This is a genomic window from Pigmentiphaga sp. NML080357 (assembly GCF_002188465.1).
GTDB lineage: Bacteria > Pseudomonadota > Gammaproteobacteria > Burkholderiales > Burkholderiaceae_B > Pigmentiphaga.
This window is the reverse complement of the sequence record NZ_NINW01000037.1, coordinates 16723-37899: the sequence shown is the minus strand read 5'-3', so window position 1 is coordinate 37899 and position 21177 is coordinate 16723. Positions and strand designations below refer to the sequence as shown.

The following is a 21177-nucleotide window of genomic DNA, read 5'->3' as shown; positions in this document are numbered from 1 at the left end:
TATTCAGGTGTGGGCGCGGGAAGCGGCGCCGCGGTTGCGAAGGCCGATCTGTTCGAACATCGCCGCCAGCAGCGGGCCGTCGGGCCGGTTGAGCTCGTCGATGATGGAAAAATGGTCATGGCCCGGCATGGGCATGAAGCGCGAGGGGTAGCCCGCGGCGGCCCATGCCCGCGCATAGCCGGCGGACTGCTCGATGAATTCGGGCAACTCCTTTTCCCCCACGGCGCAGACCAGGGGGCAGGCCACGCGAGGCAGGTGCAGGAGGGGGCTGTTGCGCGCGGCGCTTTCCGCATCCAGGCGCAGCCACTCGTTCATCAGCGATCGGGCCATGGGCCGCATGTCGAAGATACCGCTCACCGTCGTGATGCCCTTGACGAGGTCGGCCGGCAGGCCGTGCGCCGCCCAGTCGGTGGCCGCCGCCATGCCGGCCAGATGGCCGCCCGCGGAGTTGCCGCAAAGGAAGATGCGGCCGGGATCGCCGCCGAAGGAGGCCGCGTGGCGATGGACCCAGGCCACGCCCTTGCGTACCGCCGCGACCATGTCGTCCACGCTCGCGGCGGGCGCCAGGGGATATTCCATGGAGACCCAGATGGCGCCCGCCGGCCCGAAGGTATCGGCGGGAAAGCCGCGGTCCGATTTGCTCGACCCTTTCCAGGCGCCGCCGTGCAGGTAGATCACCACGGGCGCGTGGGGAGCGTCCGCCAGATAGACGTCCAGCGTGTGCGCGGCTCCTTCGCCGTAGGCAAGGTCGAGCCGGGTCGGCCGTCGCTCGCGCGTGAGCCGGCTGGCTTCGGCGTAGCGCTGCAGGTGGGTGCGGAAATCGGGGACCGTGGCCTCGATGTCGTAGAGTGCGGGGCGTTCGTTCATGCGGATCTCGTGGTGACGCGGTTCGAAGAAAAATTCGCGGGGGCGAGCCAATCGCCGGGGCTGTGCAGCCGGGCGGACAAGCCCTGCTGGAAGTGGTAGCGCGCGAAGGCCTGCAGCACCTCCCGGTTGGCATCCAGGCCGTACGGCCAGTAGTCCTCGCCCATCAGGTCCACCGTGCGCTGGTATTCCGCCACGACCCAGGGCAGGGTGGCGGCCAGCTGGCAGACGTCCCGGAGGTCCTGGAGCGCCATGCGCCGGGCGGCCTCGAAGCCTTGGCAGATCGCCTGGGCCAGCCAGGGATGGCGCTCGTGCAGGTCGCGCCGCAGTCCCAGCACATGCATGATGGGAAAGAAGCCGGTGCGCCGGTAGTAGTCCTGCTCAACCCGTTGATGATCGGGGAACAACCGGGCCACGCCGTCCTGCCCGGGGCCGAAGCAGGACGGCACCTTGGCGCCGACGACCGCGTCGATCTCTCCACGGGCCAGCATGCCGGACAAGTCCTGGTCCGGCAGGGCCAGGATGGAGACGCCCGGGACGGCGGTGGCGGTGGCCGGCCCCGGTTCGCCCGCTTCCATGGCGGCCTCCATCCACTGCATTTCGTGGGGCTGGACGCCGTGGTCGTGGGCCAGGAAAGCCCGGATCCAGACGTTGGCCGTCGTCTTGTAGTCCGGCGTTCCGATGGTCCTGCCGCGCAGGTCGGCCGGCGAGCGGATGCCGCGGCCCGCATGGACATAGATGCCGCTGTGGCGAAAGGCCCGCGAGGGAAAGACCGGCAGCGCGACATAGGTCGGCTTCCCGGCATCCAGCGAGCGCAGGTAGCCGCTCAAGGACAGCTCGGTCAGGTCGAACTCGGCCGCCTTCGCGCGCGCGAAGGCGGCCTCGGGGTGCAGCGTCGTCGCCCGCAGTTCGACGCCTTCGATGGCGACCCGCCCGTCGATCAGCGGCCGCGTCCGGTCATAGGCGGCGCAGGCAAGCGTCAGCGTCAGCATGGTCGGAGCCAGCCCAGGATCATTTCGCGATCCCCGCGTCGGCGATCACTTTCTTCCACCGGGTCGCCTCGGCGTCGATGAGCGCCGAGAATTGCGTGCGGCTGGTATTGCCGGTCAGCATGCCCATCTCCGCATAGCGCTTGCGCACCTCCGGGTCGGCCAGCGCCTGCCGGACGGCCGCGTTGAGCTTGTCCAGCACGGCGGGATCCGTGCCCTTGGGCGCGGCCAGCCCTATCCAGCTGCCCGTCTGCAGGGCGCCGAAGCCCGCTTCCGCGGTGGTCGGCACGTTGGGCAGGATGTCGAGCCGTTCGCTGGCCGCGACCGCGATGGGCTGGATCGTGCCGGCCTTGAGCGGGCCCGCGATGGGGCCGGCGGTGTAGAAGGCCACGTTGACATCGTTGCGCAGCAGGGCGAGCACGACGGGGGGCGAGCCATTGAACGGGACATGGGTCATCGAGACGTTGGCCAGGTTCGCGAAGAACTCGGCCGCGAGATGGGGCGGGGTGCCGATGCCCGGCGAGCCGAAGTTCACCTTGCCCGGCCGCTCCTTCGCGTAGGCGGCCAGTTCGCGCAGGCTGCGGGCCGGCACGGCGGGATTGACGACGACGATCGTGGGCGCGTTGCTGATCAGCGCGATGGGATCGAACGCCGTCAGCGGATCGAAGGTCATGTCGCGGTAGAGATACTGGTTCGTCGCGAAATTGTTCACGGCACCCAGCAGCAGCGTATAGCCGTCCGGGGCGGCGCGCGCCACGTCCGCGGCGCCCAGGTTGCCGGAGGCGCCGGGCTTGTTCTCGATGACGAGCGGCTGCCCGAGCTGCTTTTCCATCAGCGGCGCGATCAGCCGGAAGCTGACGTCTCCCAAGCCGCCGGCCCCGTAGGGATTCACGATGCGTATGGGTCGGGACGGATAGGCATTGTTCTGGGCCCAGGCTGCGCCGTGGGCGGCCAGGGGCAGCAGCACGAGGGAATATCGGGCAAGGCGATGGTGGAACGGCTTCATGGAATCTCTCCTGGAGTGACGTTTCTCCTTACCGGTGGGCGCGCCGCAGGCCGGATGCCTCGCGGCGCGCCACGCCTTTCGCTCCGTGTATCAGGGCTCCCCGTAGAAGTTGGCCGCGTTGTCGTACAGGAACTTGCGCTTCTGCTCCTTGGTGAGGTCCTGGCGCTCGATGATCTCCATCGCGGCGTTGTCCCGTCCTTCGCCATGAGGGAAATCCGAGGAATAGAGGAGTTGCCCGTCGCCCAGCAGCTTGAGCTCGTGCGGCAGCATGGCGTCGCTGGATTCGGGGCCCAGGTAGATGCGCCCCGACTTCACCAGGTCTTCCACGTCGCTCTTGGGCAGCATGCTGGGATCGGCCATGCGGCCCTTGTTGACCTCGGCGTACTGCTTCATGCGTCCCACCGAATAGAAGATCCATTCGCCGCCGAACTCCAGGAAAGCGACCTTGAGGCTGGGGTATTTGTCCAGCATGCCGTGGCCGGCCATGGCCATGAAGGCCAGTTGCGCGGGCATGGCCTTGCCTATCATGTTGGCGTCCTGGATCGACTCGCACAGCTGGGCCAGCGGCGGAAAGCTCATGGCCATGTGCACGCAGAGGGGCAGCCCGGTGCGCGAGAACTCGTCCCATATCGGCGCGAAGCTCGGGTGCGAGAGCATCCTGTCGCCCACGGTCCCGAACACGACGGCGGCCGCCGCGCCCATGGAGACCATTTCGCTCATGGCGAGCCTGGCTTGCTCGGCGTCCCGCATCGGGAGCAGGCCGACCCAGCGCAGGCGCTTGGCGGCATCCCGGCAGCGCGTGCCGATATAGCGGTTGTAGGCGCGGAAGAGCTCCCCTTCCAGCGTCGCGTCCGCGGCAATGGTGGCGTATATCGTGCTGGGGAACAGGACCTGGACGTCGATGCCCAGCTTGTCCATGGCGGTGAGCCGGTCCGCGACGTTGCCCAGCGTGACACAGCCGACGGGAAGGGAGAAGGCGGTGAAGTCGCCGGCCCGCGCGCGGTTGGCGCCATATTCCTCCAGCACCATGCCGGGGGTGTTGGCGGCGTGGGTGCCGGGTCCGAACGGGTGCGGCTCGATGCGGCCATCCACCAGCCACGCCGTGCCCCAGTTGCCGAGCTCATGGCCATCGCCGAACTTTACCGGCCGCGGGCGGCGCAGCCAGTACTGTTTGGGAAGGGTTTCCCACATTTCCGGGGTCATTAGAACGTGGGCATCTGCATCATAAATCTTGAATCCTTCAAGCATGTTCAGTCCTTTCACGTAATGATGGGGAAAGCAGCAGGGCTACTGGGTCAGTGGGTGGGCAAGTTCCTCCTTCGCGGTGGCGGCATTCAACCCGACAGGCCCATCAACCGCAGCGCGGCCTGGGAAAGGGCGGAGTCGGGGGCGTTCAGGTGGGTCACGATTTCGTAGTGATTCGTGGCGGGCAGCTGCATCAGCTCCACCTGCCTGTCCTGTTCCTGCGCGGCGCGGACGAAGTCGCGCGCCTGCCGCTGGAATTCGGGACTTTCGCGGTCGCCGATCGCGACGACCGCCGGACAGTTCAGGCGGCACAGGTGCCGGATCGGGCTGTAGCGCTCGATCTCGTCCGGCTGGAGTTTGACGTAGTCGCTGCGGGCGCTGAGCATCACGGGATGCAGGTCGTACATGCCGCTGATCAGCAGCGCGCTCTTGACCAGGTCGGCGGGCAGGTGCAAGGACTCCCAGTCGGTGGTGGCCAGGACCGCGGCCATGTGCGCGCCGGACGAGTGGCCCGACAGGTGGATGCGGTCCGGGTCTCCGCCGAAGCGGGCGGCCTTGGCCCGGACCCAGGCCAGCGCGCGGCGGGTCTGGGCGATCATCTCGGGCAGGCGCACCTCGGGTATCAGCGAAAAGTCCAGCACCACCAGCACGCCGCCCGCGCGAACCACGGTGCGGGCCAGGAAGGACTCGTCGTCCTTGCTGAGATTGCGCCAGCCGCCGCCGTGCACATGGACGTGGATGGGCGCGCCTTGCCGCTGCGCCGGAAAGATGTCCAGGGTCTCGTGGGGGCCCGGGCCATAGGGGACGTGCCGGTGGTGCGGATATTCCTCGCGGGCGCTGGCGCTGGCCTGCGCGTACCAGGCCAGCATGGCGTCCCGGTTGTCGGCCCAGGCGCGCTGGTCATAGGCGCGATCCAGTTCCTCCTGCGTGTAGTCGAGATACACGTGCGGCGGCGAGGTCTTCCAATGAGACGCGAGGTCGTCCAGCCGGGTCACGTCGCCGAGCAGGAAACGGACGTTGTTCAGCGTGGCGTCGTGCGCGGGCTGCGTGTGCGAGGCCACGCAGTCCTCGGGCACGACGCAATGGAACCCCAGGGCGTTCGCGTGCCGCAGCGTGGCTTCGACGCAGATGTTGGTCTGGACGCCCGCGAAGACCAGGGTGCGGATGCCGCGGTCGCGCAGTTCGTGTTCGAGCGTGGTGCCGACGAAGCCGTCGTAGCTGTGCTTTTCCACTACCAGTTCGCCGGGCAGCGGCTGGACGCCGTACCAGTCGTAGCCCCAGGTGTCGCGGTCGCAGCAGACGTCAGTGATGCCTTGCTCGGCCAGCTTGGTGCGCATGGATGCAGGCAGCAGGTCGGGCCGGTAGCAGGCTCGCAGCCAGAAGACGGGGACGCCGTGGTCGCGCGCGGCGCCGATCAGGGATTGGAGCCGGGGGACGATGGCCCCGCATGCCGCGACGTCCTTGCCGATGACCCGTTCGACATAACCGCCGGAGGCGCAGAAATCGTTCTGCATGTCGATGACCAGCACGGCCGTGTGGGCGACGTCCACTCGGGCCGCCAGCGAAAGGAGGGGCTGCGCGTCCGATAAATCGCGATAGGCGTCGGCTTTCAATTCCTTCTCCATAATCGATGATTTTTTTATTTTTCGATTTTTCGGAGATTTTTTAGAATAATCGATTATCTGTCAACAGAAAGATGATTCTTGCCTCGTGTTACGATGAGACCAAAAGATGAGGAGCATGATGAAACTGGCATCGGTCTTGCCGGCGCGGCAGCCGGCTCCGAGCACGGGACAGAATTTCGCGAGCGCGATCGCGACCCGGTTACGCAACGACATCGTTTCCGGACGGCGTCCTCCCGGTGCCAGACTTTCCATCGAAGAACTCAAGGGAGACTTCGGCGTAAGCCTTTCCCCGTTGCGCGAGGCCCTGGCCAGACTGGCGACCGAGGGCTTCGTGGTCAACGAGGACAAGAAGGGATTCAAGGTCGCGCCCGTGTCGCGCGAAAACCTGCTGGAGGTGGCGAAGCTTCAGTCCACGCTGGAACCCATGGCCTTGCGGGAGTCCATCCGGCATGGCGGCCGCGATTGGGAGGACGGAATCGTCCTGACCCACCACCGGCTGTCTCGCTACGAACGTCCGGAGCAGAAGGATGGCGGCGGCGTGGACGAATGGGAGGCCCATCACCGGGAGTTCCACCTGGCTTTGCTGGCAGCGTGCCGCATGCCCCTGGCCCTGATGGTTTGCGATTCGCTCCAGCATTTCAGCGCGCGCTACCGGCGCCTATTCCTGGCCTACCAGCCGTTCGACCGCGACGTTGCCCAGGAGCACCGTTCGCTGGTGGACGCGACGCTGGACCGCAAGGAAGATCTGGCTGCGGAAATCCTGGCCGAGCACATCGAGCGAACAGCCCGAAACATCCTTGCCGCGCTGGATGCCGGCGCCGTGGCCGCGGCGAGTTGAAGCGCCTTTCCAAGCGCGCTAGCATAGCCACATGGCCATGCACGAGCCGATATATTCCCAGTCGACCCCATAAACAAAACCGGCGTGCGTGGCCGAGGAGGCCGTCATGATCAAAGTCAGTGAAATCCTGCGCGTCAAAGGCGACGCGCTCTATACCGCCAGCCCGGACACCCCGGTCTCCCAAGTCGTCGACACCATGGCGCTGCAGGACATCGGTTCGCTCGTCATCATGGAATTCGGCGAGCTGGTGGGCATGCTCACCTTCCGCGAAATCATCCGGCACCTACAGGCCAACGGCGGTTCGCTGGGCACCACGACCATCCGTTCCATCATGGACGATGCGCCGGTCACGGTATCGCCCAATACCGAAGTCAACGAAGTTCGGCGCCTGATGCTCGACAAGCACGCGCGCTACATCCCGGTCATGGATGGGCGCATGCTGCTCGGCGTGATTTCCTTCTACGACGTGGCCAAGGCCGTACTCGAGGCCCAAGGCTTCGAGAATCGCATGCTCAAGGCCTACATCCGCGACTGGCCGGGCGAACAGCGGGAAACGGAAGGGACTCTATAACGGGAAGCCCACCCCCTCGCGCTTCGCGCCCCCCTCAAGGAGGAGCGCGAAGCGCGAGGGGGTGGGCTTCCCTACGGGTACAATGCTTCCGTCCTAATCGGAGCCCAGACGTCCCATGCCAGGCAGCACCCTCGGAGAGCTCTTCCGCGTTACCAATTTCGGCGAATCCCACGGGCCGGCGGTCGGCTGCGTGATCGACGGCTGTCCTCCGGGCATGGCGTTGACCGAGGCCGACATCCAGGTCGAGCTCGATCGCCGGCGCCCCGGCACGTCGCGCCACGTCACCCAGCGGCAGGAGCCCGACCAGGTCGAGATCCTGTCGGGAGTCTACGAGGGCAAGACCACGGGCACGCCGATCGCGCTCCTGATCCGCAACCAGGATGCCCGCAGCAAGGACTACAGCAGCATCGCGGACACTTTCCGCCCCGGCCACGCCGACTACACCTATTGGCACAAGTTCGGCATCCGCGACCCGCGCGGCGGCGGCCGTTCCTCTGCCCGGCTGACCGCGCCGACGGTGGCTGCCGGCGCGGTGGCCAAGAAGTGGCTGGCCGAGCGCCATGGCGTGCTGGTGCGCGGCTACATGAGCCAGCTGGGCAACATCGAGATTCCCTTCGAAAACTGGGAAGCCGTCCATACCAATCCGTTCTACGCGGCTGGCAGCAGCAGGGTGGCCGAACTCGAGGCCTATATGGACCGGCTGCGCCGCGACGGCGATTCGGTCGGCGCCCGCATCGAAGTGGTGGCCGAGAACGTCCCGGTGGGCCTGGGCGAGCCGATCTACGGCCGCCTGGATGCCGACATCGCCTACGCGATGATGGGTCTGAACGCGGTCAAGGCGGTGGAGATCGGCGCCGGCTTCCATAGCGTGGCCCAGCGCGGCACCGAGCATGGCGACGAACTCACGCCCGAAGGCTTCCTGTCGAACAATGCCGGCGGCATCCTGGGCGGCATCTCCACCGGCCAGCCGATCACGGTGTCGCTGGGCATCAAGCCCACGTCCAGCATACGCAGTCCGCGCCGCTCCATCGACAAGGCGGGCGAGCCGACGGTGGTCGAGACCCACGGCCGCCATGATCCCTGCGTCGGCATACGGGCCACGCCCATCGCCGAGGCCCTGCTGGCGCTGGTGCTGGCCGACCATGCGCTGCGCCACCGGGCGCAATGCGCGGACGTATCCGTCCCGACTCCCGACATCGGCCGCCTCCGGCGTTAAAGAAAGTAACACCCGTTTTGGTGCAAAATTGCCCCTGGCTTTCTTGCCGGGGGCATCATGCAAAACACCACGAAGCACTCCTCTTTCGCCCGCCGTGCCACGATGGCGGCGGCAGCCTTGGCGCTGGTGGCAGCGGCCGGTTGCGAATCGGTCAATACCACGCAGGGCGGCGCGATAGGCATCAACCGTACGCAGCGCATGTCCAGCCTGGTGTCCGAGGCGCAGTTGGACCAGGAAGCGGTCCAGCTTTATCAGCAGACCCTGTCGGGGGCGCGCAGCAAGGGGCAGCTCAACACCAATTCCGCCCAGGTCGCTCGCGTGCGGACGATTTCGCAGCGGTTGATCTCGCAGGTGGGGGTGTTCCGGCCCGATGCGGCGAACTGGAAGTGGGAAGTCAACGTCATCGACAGCAAAGAGGTCAACGCCTGGTGCATGCCGGGCGGCAAGATCGCGGTCTATACCGGGTTGCTCAATTCGGTGAAGCCGACGGACGACGAACTGGCCGCGGTGCTGGGGCATGAGATCGCGCATGCGCTGCGCGAGCACGCGCGGGAGCGGGCCTCCGAGCAGATGGCGACGAGCATGGGGTTGAGCGTGTTGGCGGCGATTACGGGATCGCAGGCGACGTCGGATCTGGGCGGGGCCTTGGCCAACGTGATGTTCGGGTTGCCGAATAGCCGGTTGCATGAAACCGAGGCCGATCGCATGGGGGTGGAACTGGCCGCGCGGGCGGGGTATGACCCGCGGGCGGCGGTGACGCTGTGGACGAAGATGGGGCAGGTGGGCGGCTCGGCGCCGCCGGAGATCCTGTCCACGCACCCCTCGGCGGAATCGCGCATCGCGGATTTGCGCCAGGCTTCCGAGAAAGTGCTGCCGCTTTATCAGCAAGCCAAGAAGTAAGTTCTGAATACGGTCGTGTGCGGGACAAAAACGCCCCCCCGCCAGCCGAGCGGTACCCCAGGATGCGGTGGATCCGGCTTCGCCGGTCCACCCGCATTGCCCCCCGGGACCCGGCGCCGGGCCGCCCCAAGGCGGGTCCCGGCCCCTTTGGGGGGCTGCCGCGTAGCGGCTGGGGGGCCACCATGCTGGGCGCGCGTAAGCGCGTAGGGAGGGGATTCATATACAATCAAGAGTTCCCTATACCTGAGCGGGTCCGTCGAGGCTGGTCCTCGCGCCAGAGCGGCGCCAAGAGGCGCCGAACCGTGCGGCAACAATGAGCCCGTTCAATTTTTGGCCGGAATCTCATGCCTCAGACCCTTTACGACAAACTGTGGGACGCCCACGTCGTCCACCAGGAAGAAGACGGTACCTGTCTGATCTACATCGACCGCCATCTGGTCCACGAAGTGACCAGCCCGCAGGCGTTCGAGGGGCTGAAGCTCGCGGGGCGTCCGGTCTGGCGCATCAGCGCCAACCTGGCCGTGGCGGATCACAACGTGCCCACGCACAATCGCGACAAGGGCATCGCCGATCCGGTCTCGCGCCTGCAGGTCGATACGCTGGACGCTAACTGCAATGAATACGGCATCGTCGAATTCGACATGGGCGACCGCCGCCAGGGCATCGTGCACGTGATCGGACCGGAGCAGGGCGCGACGCTGCCGGGCATGACGGTGGTCTGCGGCGATTCGCATACCAGCACGCACGGGGCGGTGGCCGCGATGGCCTTTGGCATCGGCACGTCCGAGGTGGAACATGCCCTGGCCACGCAGACGCTGCTGGCCAAGAAGAACAAGAACATGCAGGTGCGCGTGGAGGGCAAGCTGCCCGCCGGCTGCACCGCCAAGGACCTGGTCCTGCACGTGATCGGCAAGATCGGCACGGCCGGCGGCACCGGGCATGCCATCGAATTCGCCGGCAGCACGATCCGCGACCTGTCCGTCGAAGGCCGCATGACGATCTGCAACATGGCCATCGAGGCCGGCGCGCGCGTCGGCCTGGTGGCCGTGGACGAGAAGACGATCGAGTATTTCCGCGGCCGGCCCTACGCACCCAAGGGCGAAGCCTGGGACCAGGCCGTGGCCTATTGGAAGACGCTGCATTCGGACGAGGGCGCGCATTTCGACCGCGTAGTCGAGATCGACGCCGCCGAGATCCAGCCGCAGGTGACCTGGGGCACCTCGCCCGAGATGGTGTTGCCGGTGGGCGCCAACGTGCCCGATCCCGCCAACGAGACGGACGAGACCCGCCGGTCGGGCGTGGCGCGCGCGCTGGAATACATGGGGCTGACCGCCAACATGCCGATCACCGACATCAAGATCGACAAGGTCTTCATCGGCTCGTGCACCAATTCGCGCATCGAGGATTTCCGTGCCGCTGCGGCGGTCTTGCGCGGCAAGCGCATCGCTCCCAACGTCAAGCTGGCGCTGGCCGTGCCCGGTTCGGGCCTGGTCAAGGCGCAGGCCGAGCAGGAAGGGCTGGACAAGGTCTTCATCGAGGCCGGCTTCGAATGGCGGGATCCGGGCTGCTCCATGTGCCTGGCCATGAACGACGACCGCCTGGAGCCGGGCGAGCGCTGCGCCTCGACCTCGAACCGCAATTTCGAGGGCCGGCAGGGCGCGGGCGGCCGCACCCACCTCGTGAGCCCCGCGATGGCCGCGGCCGCTGCCGTGGCCGGCCATTTCGTCGACGTCCGCAAGGTCAACTGAGGTAGAACATCATGCAAGCATTCACCACTCATGAAGGCCTGGTGGCGCCGCTGGACCGCGAGAACGTCGATACCGACCAGATCATTCCCAAGCAGTTTCTGAAGTCGATTCATCGCAGCGGCTTCGGCCCCAACCTGTTCGATGCCTGGCGCTACCTGGACGAAGGCCAGCCCGGCATGGACAACAGCAAGCGGCCGCTGAACCCGGACTTCGTGCTGAACCAGCCGCGCTACCAGGGCGCTTCCATCCTGCTGTCGCGCAAGAACTTCGGCTGCGGCTCGAGCCGCGAGCACGCGCCGTGGGCGCTGGACCAGTATGGCTTTCGCGCGGTGATCGCGCCGTCGTTCGCCGACATCTTCTTCAACAACTGCTTCAAGAACGGCGTGCTGCCCATCGTGCTGTCGGAGGAAGACGTCGACAGCCTGTTCAAGGAGGTAGAGGCCAAGGAAGGCTATAAGCTCACCATCGACCTGGATCGCCAGGTCGTGACGACGCCGGCGGGCCGCGAGCTGTCGTTCAACATCGACAGCTTCCGCAAGTACTGCATGCTGAATGGCCTGGACGAGATCGGCCTGACGCTGCGCCATGCGGACAAGATCAAGGCCTTCGAGCAGAAACGCCTGGCCGCCCAGCCCTGGCTGGACGTGGCTGAGTTGAGGTCGCCCCCTGCGCGCTGACGCGCGCCGGATGAGGTGGGCCCCCAGCCGCTACGCGGCAGCCCCCCGAGGGAGCTGCCCGGCGCCGGGCCCAGGGGCTCTACTTGCGGGCCGGCAAAGCCGGATCCGCTGTGCCCTGGACAGGAATCAAACAGAGTTTTCTTGGGTTGAAGATGACACAACATATCGCAGTGCTGCCGGGTGACGGCATCGGTCCGGAAATCGTCGAGCAAGCCGTGCGCGTGCTGACCGCGCTGGGCGAATCGTTCACGCTCGATACCCAGCCGGTGGGCGGCGCCGCGTACGAGGCAGCTGGCCATCCGCTGCCGCCGGCCACGCTGGAGCTGGCCAAGAAGGCCGATGCGGTGCTGTTCGGCTCGGTGGGCGACTGGAAGTACGACAAGCTCGAGCGCTCGCTGCGTCCCGAGCAGGCCATCCTGGGCCTGCGCAAGAATCTGGGGCTGTTCGCCAACCTGCGCCCGGCCATTCTCTATCCCGAGCTGGCCAATGCCTCGTCGCTCAAGCCCGAGGTGGTGTCCGGCCTGGACATCCTGATCATCCGCGAGCTGACCGGCGACATCTACTTCGGCCAGCCGCGCGGCATCCGCACGGCGCCCGACGGCGCGTTCGCCGGCCAGCGCGAGGGCTTCGACACGATGCGCTACGCCGAGCCGGAAATCCGCCGCATCGCGCACGTGGCCTTCCAGACCGCGCGCAAGCGCCGCGGAAAGTTGTGCAGCGTCGACAAATCCAACGTACTCGAGACCTTCCAGTTCTGGAAGGACATCGTCACCGAGGTCGGCAAGGAGTATCCTGACGTGGAACTCAGCCACATGTACGTGGACAACGCCGCCATGCAACTGGTGCGCGCTCCCAAGCAATTCGACGTGATCGTGACCGGCAACATGTTCGGCGACATCCTTTCCGACCAGGCTTCGATGCTGACGGGCTCTATCGGCATGCTGCCGTCCGCCTCGCTGAACGAGACCGGCAAGGGCCTGTACGAGCCCAGCCACGGCTCGGCGCCCGACATCGCGGGCAAGAACATCGCCAATCCGCTGGCAACCATCCTGTCGGCGGCGATGATGCTGCGCTACTCGCTCGACAAGGCGGCCCAGGCCGACCGGATCGAGGCAGCCGTCAAGAAAGTGCTGGAGCAGGGCCTGCGTACGGCCGACATTTACGAAGAAGGCACGACTAAGGTCGGCACTGCCGAGATGGGCAGTGCCGTGATCAAAGCTCTGTAACCAGCCTGCGTGTCGCGCCCCCCGGGTGTGATGCGCCCGGCAAACAGTTTCAATCTGGACTACTTGGTAGGGGTGTGTAAATGAAAGCAGTTGGTCTGGTCGGCTGGCGAGGCATGGTCGGTTCCGTGCTCATGCAGCGCATGCGCGACGAAAACGATTTTTCGCTGATCGAGCCGGTGTTCTTTTCCACCAGCAACGCCGGCGGCGCGGCGCCCTCGTGGGCGCAGGGCGCGGGCCCGTTGCAGAACGCGTTCGACATCGAGGCGCTCAAGAAGCTGCCCATCATCGTCACGGCTCAGGGCGGCGACTACACCACCGAGGTCTATCCCAAGCTGCGCGCCGCCGGCTGGGACGGCATCTGGATCGACGCGGCCAGCACGCTGCGGATGAAGGACGACGCCATCATCGTGCTCGATCCCGTCAACCGCAACGTGATTGACCAGGCGTTGAAGAAGGGCGTCAAGAACTACATCGGCGGCAACTGCACGGTCAGTTGCATGCTGATGGGCCTTGGCGGCCTGTTCCAGCACGACCTGATCGACTGGATGACCAGCATGACCTACCAGGCCGCCTCCGGCGGCGGCGCGCAGCACATGCGCGAGTTGCTGACCCAGTTCGGCCTGCTCAACGCGACGGTGTCCGACCTGCTGGCCGACCCCGCCTCGGCCATCCTCGAGATCGACCGCACCGTGCTGGCCAAGCAGCAGGACGGTTCGCTGCCGCAAGAGCATTTCGGCGTGCCGCTGGCCGGCAACCTGATCCCGTGGATCGACAAGGACCTGGGCAATGGCGTATCGCGCGAGGAATGGAAGGGCGGCGCCGAGACCAACAAGATCCTGGGCCGCGGGGAAGGCTTCGGCTCGTCGCCCATTCCCATCGACGGCCTGTGCGTGCGCATCGGCGCGATGCGCTGCCACAGCCAGGCGCTGACCATCAAGCTGAAGAAGGACGTGCCCCTGGACGAGATCGAGGGCATGCTGCGCGAGAACAACCAGTGGGCCAAGGTCGTCCCGAACACGCGCGAGGCGTCGATGCAGTCGCTGACGCCGGTAGCCGTCACGGGCACCCTGGACATCCCGGTCGGCCGCATGCGCAAGCTGGCGATGGGTCCCGAGTACCTGAGCGCCTTCACCGTGGGCGACCAGTTGCTGTGGGGCGCGGCCGAGCCGCTGCGCCGCATGCTGCGCATCGTGCTGGGCGAGCTCTGAGCCGTCCGGACTGCATCAGAACGTACCCGAGCTTGCGAGGGTAGGTGGCTGATGATACAAGGGACCCCCTCTACGCCTCTCCTCGGTTGGCTCGCAGCTTGGCGGCGGGGTGCCGGAGGGGAGGGGGATCGGCTGGGGGCTACCGGGCGACACGTTTGTGAGGGCACTGGCGCATGGGACTAGGATGAAAGGACTTCCCTATCAAAAAGCAGGTTCGGGTCGGGCACGCGGTTTTTCGCGCAAGGGTGGGCAGCCGTCCAGGCTCCTGGCGCTGGGATTGGCGATCGGCGCCGCGTCGTCGGTCCACGCGGCGGACCTGGGGGGATTGAAGGTCTTGTCGGCCGCCGGCGAGCCGTTGCGGGCCGAGATCGCAGTCACGGCACTGACTCCGCAGGAGGCCAGCACGCTGAAGGCGGCCGTGGCGCCGCGCGAGGTGTATCGCCAGACCCGGCTCGAGTACGACGAGGCGCTGTCCAACCTGAAACTGGACGTCGAGGACCGCCCGGACGGGCGCAAGGTCGTCATCGTTTCTTCATCTACGCCCCTGAACGTCCACGTGCTGGATCTCCTGGTGGAACTGACCTGGAACATGGGGCGCTTCATCCGCCAGTACACCTTCATCCTGGATGCGCCGCCGCCCAAGGCGCAGGCGCCCGAAACGCAAGCTTCCACAACCGGCGCGACCCAGGTGAACCCCGGCGACACCTTGTACGGCATCGCCGGCCGCTTGCGGCCGGAAGGCGCGTCGCTGATGCAGACCATGGCCGCGTTGCTGCGCGCCAATCCGCAGGCTTTCGTCGATGGCAACATGAACCGGCTGCGGGCCGGGGCATCGCTGGCCACGCCGGGCGCCAGCGACATCGCCGCGATCGACCAGGGGGAGGCGGAGGCCCTGTTCGCCGCGCAGGCGCAAGCGTTCCAAGCCTATCGCCAGCGCATCGCCGGCAATGCGGGCCAGGCGCCGGCGACGGCGGACCGGCGTGGCGCCGAGTCGGGCGGCGACATCGCGAAGACGCCGGCGCCGCCGTCCTCGCCCTCGGGCGCCGAGGGCGATGCCCTCAAGCTCTCCGGCGGCGGCCAGGGAGGCAACGAACAGACGGCGCGCGACAGGCTGGAGGAGGAGCGCGATGCCACCGCCAAGGCGGTGCGCGAGGCGGAGTCCCGCATGCAGGCCTTGCAGGGCAACGTGGAGGCCATGCGCGGCCTGCTCGAGGCCCAGAACGAAACCCTGGCCCGCATGGAACAGCAGGCCCGCGACCGGGCCGCGGGTGAGGCCGGCCAGCCGTCCACGGCGCCGGCTCCGGATGCCAGCGCCACTTCGCCCGCTGCCGTCCCGGAAGCCGGTGCGCAGGCGGGAGCCGGGGCCGACGCCGTGGGGCAGGCAACGCCTTCCGGTGCAGCTCCCGAGGCGCCCGCCCAGGCGGCGGTGCCGGCCGGCGCCGCCGAGGGGCAGCCTGCCGCGGCGGCGCCCGCGGGGGAGGACGCCCCGCCAGCCACGTTTGCCGCTTCGGTGGCGCGCAAGGTCCGGGACAACAGCGTGGCGGTCCTTGGCGCCATTGTCGCGGTGTTGGCGGTGATCTTTGGCGCTCTTGCGCTGCGCCGCCGCGCCGCTCGCGCGGAAGAAGAGCAGGCGCGCGAGACGGCGCGCCTCGAGACCGAGGAAGCGCAGGAGGAAGCCGATGCGCTGCCGTCTGCCGAGCCGGAACGGGTCAACCATCTGCGCGACTGGGACGATATCCCGCCGTTCCCCATTCCCGACACGCCGGTCCATACCGCCGGCGAACCGGAAGACTACCCGGACGACGACGAGCCGGACGAGCCGCCGCCCGGCCGGCCGGCGCCTCCCATGTCGGCCGCGTCGGCGGCGGCATTCGGTCTGGACTTGAACCTGGACGGCGCGCCGCCCGCGGGCAAACCGGCGCACGACGGCGCCGCGGCGCCCGCCCGGGATGCCGCGCTGCCGAACCTGGACCTGGATGCCGACCTCGACGCGCCGGTGGATCCGTCCGCCAAGCTGGACCTGGCCAAGGCCTATGCCGACATGGGCGACCGGGACGGCGCGCGCGAATTGCTGGAGGAAGTCCTGCGCGAAGGGGACGCCGGACAGCGCGAACGGGCGCGGGCGCTGCTCGCTTCCTGGTAGGGAAGGTCATGGCGCGCATCGCCCTGGGCCTGAGCTACGACGGGGCCCCGTGGCAAGGTTGGCAGACGCAGCCGCATCGGCGTACGGTACAGGATGCCCTGGAAGCGGCGTTGGCCGCTTTCGTCGGCCAGCCGGTGAGTACCGTCTGCGCCGGCCGTACCGATACGGGGGTGCACGCCGCGCAGCAGGTCGTCCACCTCGATACCGGGGTCGAACGTCCCGAACAGGCCTGGGTGCGCGGCGTCAATGCGCACCTGCCCTCGAGCATCGCCGTGCGCTGGGCGCGTCCCGTGGCGGATGATTTCCACGCCCGGTTTTCGGCTCGTTCACGCTCCTATGTCTACCTGCTGCTGGAGGATCCCGTCCGGTCGCCGTTGTGGGCGGGGCGGGCGGGGTGGAGTTTCCGCCCGGTGGACCTGGCGGCCATGCAAGCCGGCGCGGCCCATTTGCTGGGCGAACACGACTTCAGCAGCTTTCGTTCGTCGGAATGCCAGGCCGCCTCGCCCGTGCGTACGCTGCACGAGCTGCGTATCGAGCGCCGGGGGCGGATCGTCGTTTTCACGCTGCGGGCCAATGCCTTCCTGCACCACATGGTGCGCAACATCGTCGGCGCGCTGGTGTACGTGGGCCAGGGGCGGCAGCCGGCGGACTGGATCCCGGCGCTGCTGGCCGAACGCAACCGCACCAAGGCGGCGCCCACCTTCTCGCCCGACGGGCTTTACCTTACCGCCGTCGGCTATCCCGATGGCCATGGCCTGCCGTCCACCGACGCCACCGACGAGATCCGGCTGGGACTTTGAGGAAGCCGGGCATGCCGGGCAGGTGCCGCCGCGGGCGCGGCACGTTGCCCGCGGCGCTGCAGGTGGCGTCCGCTATCTGCAGGCGTAGTTCGCGCCGTCCGTTATCGCGCCGCTGCCCTTGTAGACCGCCTTCTGGGGATAGACGCAGATCGGCATGCTGACGCTCGCGTTGGCAGATTTCAGCATCATGCTGCCGGGGGCCGTGCCTTTTTCCACCCACGCGACCAGGGCTTCGAAGAACTGGTCGGTGGCGGGCAGGGGAACATTGTCGGGCGTGGCCGGAGGGCCGGCCGTGCCGCTGACGGTGCCCACGCCGGCGCAATGCCCCATGCCGGGTACGAGATACAGCCGGTTGAAGGCCTGGGTGGCGGCGACGCCGCCCATCTTGTCCGCCACGCGCGTGAAGTAGTTGACCGATCCCGCCGGCGTGATCAGCTGGTCGCCCAGGCCGTGGTAGCTGATCACCTTGCCGCCGCTGTTGCGCAAGCCGCCCAGGTCCGGGTTGTCGGTATTGATGTGCCCGAACGAGGCTTGCAGCGCGATGCCGCGGTCATAGGCATTGGCCAGATCGCCATAGTTCAGATCCATCCATCGGTTCGCGCCGTTTCCGGTCGCGTTGATGAAGGATGGCGTGGCATAGGATGGATCCTGCAGTTCGAGCGCCACCATGTCGGTGGCAATCGTGAACGGGCGGGCGACGGGCGGGGTGCCGGAGGAGCCGGCCAGCGCGGCGAGGTCGGTGCCGCGCGTCACGCCCCACCAGAGCTGCTTGCTGGCCAGGGTGGCGCCGCTGGCGTTGTCGGCCTGCGGGTCGGGAACGCTGCCGTCGGCCGTCTGGCCGTACCAGATCTTGTTGATGGCCCGCGCCTCGGCCAGCGATACGCAGGCGGCATCGGTGCTGGCGCCGGTTACGCCGTTGCCGGCCACGCCGGCGCACAGGGCCGAGGCGTCGCGCGTGGGATCGTAGCGGCATTGGCTGGTATCGGCAATGAAGCCCAGATGCCGGCCGCCCACGGTATCGCAGGCATCGACCGCCGCCGCGCTGACACGCTTGAGTTTTTCCATGGCGATCGGGCCGCCCAGGTCGCGCTGCATGACGATCTGCGGATACAGCTCGTTGGTGATGAAGCGCGTCCAGTTGAAGGCGGGCGCCCCGTTCAGGTAGCCATCGTAGTCCCCGGGATGCTCCTGCGCGATCTTGTAGCCTTGCCGGCCTCCCGTGGAACAGCCTTCCCAGTACGCGTACTCCTGGGGCTCGCCGTAATAGGCTTGCACCAGCGCCTTGGTCTTGACCGCAAGCTGGTGCAGGCTGTTCTCGGCAAAGTCGCGCCAGAGCGCGGTGTTGATGGTGCCGTCCTCTTTCATCGCGAATGAACCCGAGCCCTGGACCGAGTGGCCCGTATCGGTGGTGCCGACGGCGTAGCCCTGGGCTGCCGTGGCCGCCGCGCCGGCGTTGCCGATGAGGGTGGGCGAGGCCTGGTTGCCTCCGGCCCAGCCTCCGCCGCCCAGGTTGCGGATGCGCCGGTTCCAGTCCGCCGGTGCGGGCAGCCAGACCTCGATGCCTATGCCGGGGGACGTGGAGGGTGCGCCGGCGGTGCCGGCGCTGCCCGGCCCGACGACCATCTTGACCAGGCACATGTCCTTGGCCGCTTTCGCCGGTGCGGGGGCGGACGGCGTGCCGGCCAGGGCCAGCGGGTCGCCCTGCTTGAAGGATTTGACCAGGACGACCGTGGTGTCGGCATCCGGCTTGAAGGCGGCCTTCATGCTGTCGTCGCAGCTGAGCGTCGCCGCGGGCGGCGGCGCGGGGGTATCGTCGTCGCTGCCGCCGCAGGCGCCGAGGGCGGCCAGCAGTCCCACGGTCAAGACGCGGGGAGACAGGGGCCGCCGCCCGTGGCCGGCAGCATGGAAGAAAGAGAGGCGAGGGGATTGTCTGAAGCGTGCCATGTTCGAGCTCCTCGGTGGATGGCGCGGGCGGCCATGTTCTTGTTGAGGCGAGACAACTGCGGGCGTATCACTTCGTGCATGCAAAATAATTCTTGTTATTGTGGGCGGGATGATGTACTAAAATGCATGTTTGCTCAATTTAGGGCATGTACCTAGGCCTTGGTTCGAACAAGGGCGCGGCGCGGAACGCGCCCGACGCCATCCAAGGCCGGACGGGCCGGCATCGGCTCCGCCGGCGGTATGATTGCGGTATGTCCCGTACCCGTATCAAGATCTGCGGCCTGACCCGCGAAGAGGATGTCGCCGCGGCGGTCGCCGCCGGGGCCGACGCCATCGGCCTGGTCTTCTATCCGCCCAGCCGCCGCGCGCTCGCTCCGGCCCGCGCCGCCGAGCTGAGGCGGCTCGTGCCGCCTTTCGTCGACGTGACCGCGCTGTTCGTCAATGCCACCGATGCGCAGATCCGCGAGGTCCTGGACCGGGTCCAGCCGGATCTGCTCCAGTTCCACGGCGACGAGACCCCGGAGCAATGCGAACGCTACGGACGCCGCTACCTGCGGGCCTTTCGCGTGGGTGCCCCGGGTATGGAGAACTCGCAGGCTTTGTTAAAATCCTGTGAACTATACGGTTCCGCCGCCGGCTGGCTGTTCGACAGCCATTCCGAAGGCTACGGCGGCAGCGGGAGAGTGTTCGATTGGTCTCTGGTCAGCAGCGAAAGCGCGCGTCCGGTCGTTTTGTCTGGTGGGTTGCATGCCGGAAATGTGGCGGCGGCCATTGAATCCGTGCGCCCGTTCGCTGTCGACGTAAGCAGCGGCGTGGAGCAATCGCCGGGCATCAAGTGCGCCGACAAGATTGCGCAGTTCGTCGCCCAGGTGAAGCGGGCCGACGGCAACTGACGCCGCCTTTCGCAACCTCTCCGGCACGTGTCCCACGGACACGGTCCGGTTTCCCTAGCCGGAACTATTCCAAGTGAAAACCTACGATTTCCCCGATGCCAGGGGCCATTTCGGCCCGTATGGCGGCGTGTTCGTGGCGGAAACGCTCATGCACGCCCTGGACGAGCTGCGCCAGACCTACGCGCGCTACCAGCACGATCCCGACTTCATCGCCGAGTTCAATGACGAGCTCGAGCACTTCGTCGGCCGTCCCAGTCCGGTCTACCACGCCAGGCGCTGGTCCGAGGAACTCGGTGGCGCGCAGATCTGGTTCAAGCGCGAAGACCTGAACCACACCGGCGCCCACAAGGTGAACAATTGCATCGGCCAGGCGCTGCTGGCTCGGCGCATGGGCAAGCGGCGGGTGATCGCCGAGACCGGCGCCGGGCAGCACGGCGTGGCCACGGCCACCGTCGCGGCGCGCTACGGCATGGAGTGCGTGGTCTACATGGGCAGCGAGGACGTCAAGCGCCAGGCCGCCAACGTCTACCGGATGAAGCTGCTGGGCGCCACCGTCGTGCCCGTCGAGTCCGGCTCGCGCACGCTGAAGGACGCGTTGAACGAAGCCATGCGCGATTGGGTGACCAACGTCGAGGACACCTTCTACATCATCGGCACGGTGGCCGGGCCGCATCCCTATCCGATGATGGTGCGCGATTTCCAGACCGTCATCGGCAACGAATGCCTGGTCCAGATGCCCAAGGCGGCCGGGCGCCAGCCCGACGTGGTCATCGCTGCCGTGGGCGGCGGGTCGAACGCGATGGGTATTTTCCATCCCTACCTGCCGTACGAAGAGGTCGCGCTGGTGGGCGTGGAGGCCGCCGGCGAAGGCATGCACACCGGGCGGCACGCGGCTTCGCTGGCGGGCGGCGCGCCGGGCGTGCTGCACGGCAATCGCACCTACGTCCTGCAGGACGAGAATGGACAGGTGATCGATACCCATTCGATCTCGGCCGGATTGGACTATCCCGGCGTCGGCCCCGAGCACGCCTGGCTCATGGACAGCGGGCGGGCCACCTACGTCGGCGTTACCGACGAGGAGGCCCTGGCGGCGTTCCACCATTGCTGCCGGGTCGAGGGGATCATCCCGGCGCTGGAATCGTCGCATGCGATCGCGCATGCCGTGCGGCTGGCGCCCACCCTGCCAAAGGACAAGATCCTGCTGGTCAATCTTTCCGGGCGCGGCGACAAGGACATGCATACCGTCGCCGAACGCTCGGGCATCGTGCTTTGAAGGCGGTCCCC

At 67.4% G+C, this 21177-nt stretch carries 18 protein-coding genes; 12 read left to right on the top strand and 6 right to left on the bottom strand.

Going from position 1 to position 21177, the window contains the following annotated elements; all coding sequences use genetic code 11:
* Nucleotides 1–3: 3 nt before the first annotated feature.
* The 5 genes from CDO44_RS15355 to CDO44_RS15335 all read right to left on the bottom strand — a co-directional run bounded on the left by CDO44_RS15355 (nucleotide 4) and on the right by CDO44_RS15335 (nucleotide 5717).
* Nucleotides 4–867 (bottom strand): alpha/beta hydrolase, encoded by an 864-nt coding sequence (locus CDO44_RS15355; protein WP_087781083.1) that lies wholly within the window; start codon nucleotides 865–867, stop codon nucleotides 4–6.
* Entirely contained in the window at nucleotides 864–1856 is a 993-nt protein-coding gene (locus tag CDO44_RS15350) for an MqnA/MqnD/SBP family protein (protein ID WP_087781082.1), read from the bottom strand. The genes CDO44_RS15355 and CDO44_RS15350 overlap by 4 nt, the downstream gene beginning before the upstream one ends.
* Before the next feature lie 19 nt (nucleotides 1857–1875).
* Entirely contained in the window at nucleotides 1876–2859 is a 984-nt protein-coding gene (locus CDO44_RS15345) for a tripartite tricarboxylate transporter substrate binding protein (RefSeq protein WP_087781081.1), read from the bottom strand.
* Between the two features lie 90 nt (nucleotides 2860–2949).
* Nucleotides 2950–4050: an amidohydrolase family protein gene (locus tag CDO44_RS15340; RefSeq protein WP_158213300.1), complete on the bottom strand. Its 1101-nt coding sequence runs from the start codon at nucleotides 4048–4050 to the stop codon at nucleotides 2950–2952.
* A 143-nt stretch (nucleotides 4051–4193) separates the two neighbouring features.
* A complete protein-coding gene (locus CDO44_RS15335) occupies nucleotides 4194–5717 on the bottom strand; it encodes an isochorismatase family protein (protein ID WP_158213299.1) in 1524 nt (507 codons plus the stop codon).
* A 127-nt stretch (nucleotides 5718–5844) separates the two neighbouring features.
* On the opposite strand from CDO44_RS15335, the gene CDO44_RS15330 reads away from it, so the two are divergent.
* The 10 genes from CDO44_RS15330 to truA all read left to right on the top strand — a co-directional run bounded on the left by CDO44_RS15330 (nucleotide 5845) and on the right by truA (nucleotide 17056).
* Nucleotides 5845–6567, top strand: a complete 723-nt coding sequence (locus CDO44_RS15330; protein WP_233146199.1) for a GntR family transcriptional regulator — start codon at nucleotides 5845–5847, stop codon at nucleotides 6565–6567.
* 106 nt (nucleotides 6568–6673) lie between these two features.
* Nucleotides 6674–7138, top strand: a complete 465-nt coding sequence (locus CDO44_RS15325) for a CBS domain-containing protein (RefSeq protein WP_198951372.1) — start codon at nucleotides 6674–6676, stop codon at nucleotides 7136–7138.
* A 115-nt stretch (nucleotides 7139–7253) separates the two neighbouring features.
* Nucleotides 7254–8354: a chorismate synthase gene (aroC, locus tag CDO44_RS15320; protein ID WP_087781078.1), complete on the top strand. Its 1101-nt coding sequence runs from the start codon at nucleotides 7254–7256 to the stop codon at nucleotides 8352–8354.
* A 57-nt stretch (nucleotides 8355–8411) separates the two neighbouring features.
* The gene (locus CDO44_RS15315) at nucleotides 8412–9254 is read left to right on the top strand and encodes a M48 family metallopeptidase (protein ID WP_369824682.1); all 843 of its coding nucleotides are present in this window, start codon (nucleotides 8412–8414) and stop codon (nucleotides 9252–9254) included.
* A 344-nt stretch (nucleotides 9255–9598) separates the two neighbouring features.
* The gene (gene leuC, locus CDO44_RS15310) at nucleotides 9599–11002 is read left to right on the top strand and encodes a 3-isopropylmalate dehydratase large subunit (RefSeq protein ID WP_087781076.1); all 1404 of its coding nucleotides are present in this window, start codon (nucleotides 9599–9601) and stop codon (nucleotides 11000–11002) included.
* An 11-nt stretch (nucleotides 11003–11013) separates the two neighbouring features.
* Entirely contained in the window at nucleotides 11014–11679 is a 666-nt protein-coding gene (gene leuD / locus CDO44_RS15305) for a 3-isopropylmalate dehydratase small subunit (protein ID WP_087781075.1), read from the top strand.
* A gap of 152 nt (nucleotides 11680–11831) precedes the next feature.
* Nucleotides 11832–12905, top strand: coding sequence for a 3-isopropylmalate dehydrogenase (gene leuB, locus CDO44_RS15300; protein ID WP_087781074.1), 1074 nt, complete (start codon nucleotides 11832–11834; stop codon nucleotides 12903–12905).
* Nucleotides 12906–12985: 80 nt separating this feature from the next.
* On the top strand, nucleotides 12986–14113 hold the full coding sequence (gene asd / locus CDO44_RS15295) for an aspartate-semialdehyde dehydrogenase (protein ID WP_087781073.1): 1128 nt from the start codon (nucleotides 12986–12988) through the stop codon (nucleotides 14111–14113).
* 184 nt (nucleotides 14114–14297) lie between these two features.
* Entirely contained in the window at nucleotides 14298–16256 is a 1959-nt protein-coding gene (locus CDO44_RS15290) for a FimV/HubP family polar landmark protein (RefSeq protein WP_087781072.1), read from the top strand.
* Nucleotides 16257–16264: 8 nt separating this feature from the next.
* Entirely contained in the window at nucleotides 16265–17056 is a 792-nt protein-coding gene (gene truA, locus CDO44_RS15285) for a tRNA pseudouridine(38-40) synthase TruA (RefSeq protein ID WP_087781071.1), read from the top strand.
* A gap of 72 nt (nucleotides 17057–17128) precedes the next feature.
* Here truA and CDO44_RS15280 read toward each other — a convergent pair whose 3' ends face one another.
* On the bottom strand, nucleotides 17129–19000 hold the full coding sequence (locus CDO44_RS15280) for a tannase/feruloyl esterase family alpha/beta hydrolase (RefSeq protein ID WP_087781070.1): 1872 nt from the start codon (nucleotides 18998–19000) through the stop codon (nucleotides 17129–17131).
* 251 nt (nucleotides 19001–19251) lie between these two features.
* Between CDO44_RS15280 and CDO44_RS15275 the strand changes: the two genes are divergently transcribed.
* Both CDO44_RS15275 and trpB read left to right on the top strand, forming a co-directional pair.
* Nucleotides 19252–19893, top strand: coding sequence for a phosphoribosylanthranilate isomerase (locus CDO44_RS15275; RefSeq protein ID WP_087781069.1), 642 nt, complete (start codon nucleotides 19252–19254; stop codon nucleotides 19891–19893).
* Between the two features lie 73 nt (nucleotides 19894–19966).
* The gene (trpB, locus tag CDO44_RS15270; RefSeq protein ID WP_087781068.1) at nucleotides 19967–21166 is read left to right on the top strand and encodes a tryptophan synthase subunit beta; all 1200 of its coding nucleotides are present in this window, start codon (nucleotides 19967–19969) and stop codon (nucleotides 21164–21166) included.
* Nucleotides 21167–21177: the final 11 nt, after the last annotated feature.